This is a genomic window from Flavicella sp., from assembly GCF_037132785.1.
GTDB lineage: Bacteria > Bacteroidota > Bacteroidia > Flavobacteriales > Flavobacteriaceae > Flavicella.
The window spans coordinates 1-6451 of record NZ_JBAHZZ010000047.1; the positions used below are offsets into that span (position 1 = coordinate 1).

Consider the following 6451-nt stretch of genomic DNA (forward strand, 5'->3'; position numbering starts at 1 on the left):
TATACAAGCATATTTTGATGAATTTTGTTTTAGAATTAATAGGTCACAATACAAAGAATCCATTTTTCATAAAACAATTCTTAGAATGGTACTACAAAAACCTAAATATCAAAAAAATACAAAACAGACACTAGGCGTATAACTTAATAAATTTGAATTATTTTTTCTTTAGATGAAATAAAAAATATAAGCATAGCCTAGGTTACATTTCTATTTCACATTGAAATATAAAGGAAATAGAAACTCATTTAACACGCCATTTAAATATTAAAATGGTTAAAGCCTAACTTTCCTCAGTATACTCTTCGTATAAGAAGCTATTGTATGGAAAACGCTTTATATGTATTCTTTTCACTTCTTCATAAACATTTGATTTAAATTCTTCTAAGTTTTGTTTATGCAAAGCGGAAATAAAAATACAATTATTTTCCATTTTTGCCATCCAAGATTTTTTCAACTCCTCTAAAGTAAAATGAGCTTTTGTCTTTTCTGTTACTAAATCATCCTCATCAATAGTTTCATGTTCATAAGCATCAATCATATTAAAAACCATAATCACAGGCTTGTCTGAACTTTCAATATCAGATAAAATAGTATTTACCGATTCCATATGATCCACAAAATTTTTATGAGAGATATCTACTACATGCAACAATAAATCCGCCTCTCTAACCTCATCTAAAGTAGATTTAAAAGATTCTACCAACTGTGTTGGAAGCTTTCTAATAAAACCTACTGTATCTGTCATTAAAAAAGGTAAATTTTTTATCACAACTTTCCTTACTGTAGTATCCAAGGTTGCAAACAACTTATTTTCTGCAAACACATCCGATTTACTAATTACATTCATCAATGTAGATTTCCCTACATTGGTATAGCCAACTATAGCTACACGAACCAACTGCCCTCTGTTCTTTCTTTGAATAGCCATTTGCTTATCAATAACAAGTAATCTTTTTTTCAACACAGAAATTTGATCTCGTACTATACGTCTATCTGTTTCAATTTCAGTTTCCCCAGGTCCACGTAATCCAATACCTCCTTTTTGTTTATCAAGATGGGTCCATAACTTTGTAAGTCTAGGCAACAAATATTGACATTGAGCCAAAGCGACCTGAGTACGCGCATAACTAGTCTGAGCTCTTTCAGCAAAAATATCAAGAATTAAATTGGTTCTATCTAATATCTTACAATCCAACACTTTTTCAATATTACGCAACTGTGCAGGTGATAATTCATCATCAAAAACTGCTGTTCCAATATGATGTGTATCAATATATCTCTTTACTTCCTCTAATTTCCCGCTTCCGATAAAAGTCTTAGGGTGAGGTTTTTCCACATTCTGCACAAATCTTTTTACAGAAACACCTCCAGCAGTCTCAACTAAAAATTCTAATTCATCTAAAAACTCTTTCGCCTTTATTTCATCTTGATGCTGAGTAACCACCCCAATCAAGACCGTTTTTTCTGATGTTACTTTTTTCTTATCAATCATACTGCAAATGTACGAATTTTGTGAAACAGCAAGACTAATTTCCCAACACTTCGATTCCCTTCAATTAATCAACGAACTGTGAACAAAAAATGATTAAAAGATGTACATTAGTTTTTTCACTATTTAAGAGCTATTAATGATCGACCCCCTTATTTCCATTGCATTTTATAATGTTGAAAATTTATTTGATACTGAAGATGCTGCTTACACCCTCGACAGAGAATTTACACCTAAAGGTCAAAAAAAATGGGGTCCACATCGCTACCAATTAAAAATTGAAAAATTAGGAAAAGCAATTTCCAGAATTGGAGAGAATGATTGCCAACTACCTCCTGTTTTTATTGGATTAGCTGAAGTTGAAAACAGCAAAGTACTGGATGACCTTACTCAATCAAGCGGATTACAGTACCTGCCATACGATTATGTTCATTATGATTCTCCAGATGAAAGAGGAATTGACACTGCATTATTATACAATACCGAATTATTTAAAATCCTAGATTCAAAAGCAATCCCTATTATTATTTATAATTCTAAAAACATTAGGGACTACACACGTGATATACTTTATGTAAAAGGAATTTTAAACAATGAAACTGTACATCTTTATGTAAACCACTGGCCTTCTAAAAGATCTGGATTTGATGAAACACGCTTAAAAAGAATTGAAATCGCAAATATTTTACATCAAGAAATCGAATCTATTAAGGAACAAAATCCTAAAATTATTATTATGGGTGACTTTAACGACAACCCCATTGATGATAGTATTTATAAATATTTGGTCAACGACAAGTATAAAAACCCGAGTTTAAAATTATATCAAAAAGGGGAAGGTGCTTCTAAATTTTACGGAAAATGGATGTTATTTGATCAAATCATATTGTCAAATAATTTTTTTCAGTCTAATTCAAACAGCTTAACCTTTAAAACTGCTCATATTTTCAACACTCCCTTTTTAACCAATCCCAAAGGCAGGCATAAATACGAACCCTTTAGAACCTATTCTGGAAAATATTATCAGGGAGGTTATAGTGATCATTTTCCTGTATATGTTCTACTTGAAAAAAAGACATAAAAAAACCCAAACTTTATTTTTAGCTTGGGCATAGAAATTAATTTTTTTCTTTTTAATTCTTTACAATTGTTACAGGAATTGAAAATTTTTTGTTTTTCAAGTTTTCAGAAATTTCTATTACCCTGTGGTAATTTAACCTTCTTCTGATAAAGTCTCGTATCATTTCATTTTGAGTATCCACCATTAGAACTACAATCTCTCCTTTTTGATTCACTAAAAACTCAACTTTAGCAGAGATAGTTGTTTCATTTACTGAAAAATTTGGATGATCTAATAACCTTCCAATTTCATTTCTTAATCTTTCATTAATTGTCAGTGTTTCAGGGTTTGCTGCAATCGCTACAACGGTTCCTAAAACTAGGGCGAACATTACTAAAATAATTTTTTTCATAATTTCATTGTTTTCTTTGACAAAGATAGTTTCAATGCAAAAAAAAGAAACAACAAATCAATTCATCAAAACCTATTGTTTTAGTTAAATGAACATCAAAAAGAATTTTTCTTAATATATTCATCACATTGACACATCAGCAAATTATCACTTCAAAAAGAGATAAAACAAATTCTTTTGACCCATGTTTTTAACACTTTCTGAAAATTATTTAAAAAAGGTTCTATTCTGTTAAGACAACCTTTTTTTCTAATATTAAGTCAATGTTATGGAGGTTGAATTTTCATATGATACTGAAAAAAAACATCTTACTTCTAGCGTAAAATTTTCTAGTGCTACCAGTTTTTCTCCTATTATACAATACTACAAAACAGGCAAACACCTTGTCTGGTTCAGATACAATTAACTGGATACTTGCAATCATATTAAAGTATTTTGAAAACGAAAAATAACTTGTTTTTTTATCCACCTCTTCTAGAACGTCCTCTGCTACCTCTTTCTCCTCCTTGAATATTCATTTTTTGACCTGCAAAACTCCCAAACTTATACACAAAGATTAGCATAAAATATTGTTCTAGAATTTGATTTTCAACATCTTGAATATAAGTTTCTGTTACCGACCTTTTATAGCCATTATTTTCCCCAAGCATATCGTATCCAACAACACTAATAGTTGCATTATTCTCCCATAATTCAACTCCTAAACCTGCATTCCAAAAAACAGCATTTCCATCAAATCCCTCTTCCGCTCCACTGTTATAACGATACGAAACCTTATTAGATAAGAACACGTTTTTTAAAAAAAACACATTCGTATCTACACTCACGTTTTGAATAAAGTAGCTGTTATCACTAAACTGATCAGCATCATAAACACTCTTGTTTTCAGAGTAACTGTAGGATGCACTTACATCAACCTTATTATCATAAGAATACCTAAAAGAAAATGAAGGTTTTAAAACTGTTGTTTTTGCGGCAAATTCTACACTGTTTTGAATGGATAAACTATTCCTATAACTCGCATTTAAACGCACGTTTAGATTAATGATTGTTTTTTTCTTAAAATAAGATTTTGAAAAGGCAACATTTCCTGTATATGAATAGTCTCCATTTATATTGCTATATGTGGTGTGTTTATTTAAATCGGAATCCGTAATTGTTGAACTAATAATTTTATCTTGAACAAATTGAGCTCTAACATTTCCAGAAATATTTATATTATTATAAGCCAAATTATTTTGATATTGAAAACTTACGTTATGACTCACTTCTGGTTCTAAAAATTGATTACCGACTCGCACATGGGTAATATCGCTCACGTCCTCAACCGGTTGTAATTGGCTTAGTGATGGTAAATTTACATCCTGGCTATATGTTAAAGAAATATTTTTATATCCATTTTCATCTCTATAACGAATTCTTCCTGAAGAGGTGAAATATTTAAAATCTGCTTTAAAATCACGAGCATTTTCCAACTCATCTTCATAATTTCTATATGTATTTGTATAAGCACCTTCAGCTTCAAAACGAATATCTTTGTATTGATATCTCAATTTTAACGAGGGTCTTAAAGTTGTAGTAACATACTTACTATCTGAGCTTAACTCTTCATTAAAATCATTATATTCTCCTGATACTTCATCAAAATCGTAAATGTAATTTTCGCTTTTTTGAGAATTTATTGTTGCAGTATACCTAGGCATTAATCTAAAATCAGTAAATAATTCTTTACTCCAAAATGCATTAAGACGAATGTCACTACTTTTAGTATCGGTAGTGCTTATTTGATCTTGAACGATCGTTTTATTACTATTATTAAGAAAGTTTTTTGAGTAGTTTTTACTATCTGATTCTCCTGTACTAAAATCGGTACCCAAACTTAAATTTAAGTAATCACTTTTATTGTTTAAAACAGGAGTTACTCTAATCTCATTTTTAAATTCATAGTTTGAGGATATGGAATTATTTTTTGAGTTATATTCACTAATTAAATCCCCATCGGAATAATAAGATTCCCGGTCTACTATAGAACCGGATTCTTGACTAGAACTATTAAAATCTGTTTCATTAGATAACTGTACCTTTTTTTTCGAATCACTATCTTTTGATTTTATAATAACTTTTAAATCCGCACCAGCAATATGGCTTTCAGAATCATTAAAACTAGTAACCTCAGAATCTGTAATATAATTTGAATTTGGTAAAAAAGTCTCTTTAGAACTAACTTGATCAAAATCTCTACTCTGAGAACTATACCTATAATTCCCGTTTATTCGTGTTTCATTCCACTTCCCTTTTGTGTAATTTGCACCAACAAAATCAGATTTAATATATCCATTACTTGTATCTGTATCGGGTAAGGCATTAAAGCCCCTAGATAAATTTATATTATTAGTCCCAGCAATAAGACCTATTTGTTCACCATCAATAAGTTTAAAAATATTAGCATTTGCTTGATACTTTTCATCAGTACCATAGCCTAATTTAACATCTCCAAAAGTAGCTCTGTTTTTTCCTTTTTTAATTTTAAAATTTATCTCTTTGGTTCCAGAATCAGACTCCTCTCCTGTAAATTTTTGATTGTCTGTTTTATAATCTGTAACCTGTACTTTACTAATAACATTACTTGGAAGGTTTTTTAAAGCGATCTCTCCCTTTTGTTCACCAAAAAACCTCATTCCGTCAACATTTATAGCAACTACCTCTATTCCATTTACCGTTATATTACCATCTAAATCTATCTCTACGCCTGGAAGTTTCTTTAATAAATCTTCAGCTTTATCGTTTGGTAAAGTTTTAAAACTATCGGCATTATATTCTACAGTATCTTTTTTTATTAAAACAGGAGGAGACTGGGCAATAATTGTCACAATATTCAATTCTTCTATTTGATTATTTAGGATAACATCTCCCATGTTTAATTTATCTCCTGACGGCACATCAATATCTTTCACATAAGGTTCATAGCCCAAATAGGCAATATTAAAAATAACTTTAGAGTCGGTTCCTGAATTTACTCGCATAGAAAATTTACCTTTATTATTTGTAATAGTATAGGCAATAGGAACACTATCTTTTATGCTCTGCAGATAAACAGTTGCTCCTTTTAAAACGACAGCATCTTGATCTTTAAGAACTCCTTCTAAAGTGAATTTTTGAGCAAATAAAGATGTAGAGATAAATAACGAAACTAATAATAGTGTTCTTTTCAATTTGAATTGATTTAGGTTTTATCTCTTTGACACAAGACTTCCCATATAGTTTAAGTTTAAAACGTTAAATAAAACTTAAAATTATTACAGTGCTGGAATTTCAATTTTTGAAGTAATTGCTTTATTATGAATACAATAAAAGACCGTTGCATAATGCTCTTTTCATTTTTAGATTTCAATTTTGACTTTTTAAATCTAAAATTTATATTTTTTTTTCTTATTTTCATTGTTTATGTTAGTTATGGATCTATTTTTTGGTTCATTTTCCTTTAGTT

At 29.9% G+C, this 6451-nt stretch carries 4 protein-coding genes and 1 pseudogene; 2 read left to right on the top strand and 3 right to left on the bottom strand.

The genetic code is table 11. The annotated features are described in order from the left end of the window. Positions 1-142 (top strand): annotated as a pseudogene (locus V5787_RS02900) (IS1595 family transposase); the annotation flags it as partial. 141 nt (positions 143-283) lie between these two features. Here V5787_RS02900 and hflX read toward each other — a convergent pair. Continuing rightward, a complete protein-coding gene (gene hflX / locus V5787_RS02905) occupies positions 284-1495 on the bottom strand; it encodes a GTPase HflX (protein WP_336891780.1) in 1212 nt (403 codons plus the stop codon). Between the two features lie 136 nt (positions 1496-1631). Here hflX and V5787_RS02910 point away from each other — a divergent pair, with 136 nt between their 5' ends. After that, a complete protein-coding gene (locus V5787_RS02910) occupies positions 1632-2573 on the top strand; it encodes an endonuclease/exonuclease/phosphatase family protein (protein WP_336891781.1) in 942 nt (313 codons plus the stop codon). A 52-nt stretch (positions 2574-2625) separates the two neighbouring features. Here the strand turns inward: V5787_RS02910 and V5787_RS02915 are convergent, their stop codons facing one another. Continuing rightward, entirely contained in the window at positions 2626-2964 is a 339-nt protein-coding gene (locus tag V5787_RS02915; RefSeq protein WP_336891782.1) for a hypothetical protein, read from the bottom strand. Positions 2965-3425: 461 nt separating this feature from the next. Then, positions 3426-6176, bottom strand: coding sequence for an outer membrane beta-barrel protein (locus tag V5787_RS02920; RefSeq protein WP_336891783.1), 2751 nt, complete (start codon positions 6174-6176; stop codon positions 3426-3428). Between the last annotated feature and the right edge of the window lie 275 nt (positions 6177-6451).

What these genes read in the sequence shown, in the direction of transcription:
- hflX (WP_336891780.1), bottom strand. Translation starts at nt 1,495, where the DNA reads ATGATTGATAAGAAAAAAGTAACATCAGAAAAAACGGTCTTGATTGGG.
- V5787_RS02910 (WP_336891781.1), top strand. Translation starts at nt 1,632, where the DNA reads ATGATCGACCCCCTTATTTCCATTGCATTTTATAATGTTGAAAATTTA.
- V5787_RS02915 (WP_336891782.1), bottom strand. Translation starts at nt 2,964, where the DNA reads ATGAAAAAAATTATTTTAGTAATGTTCGCCCTAGTTTTAGGAACCGTT.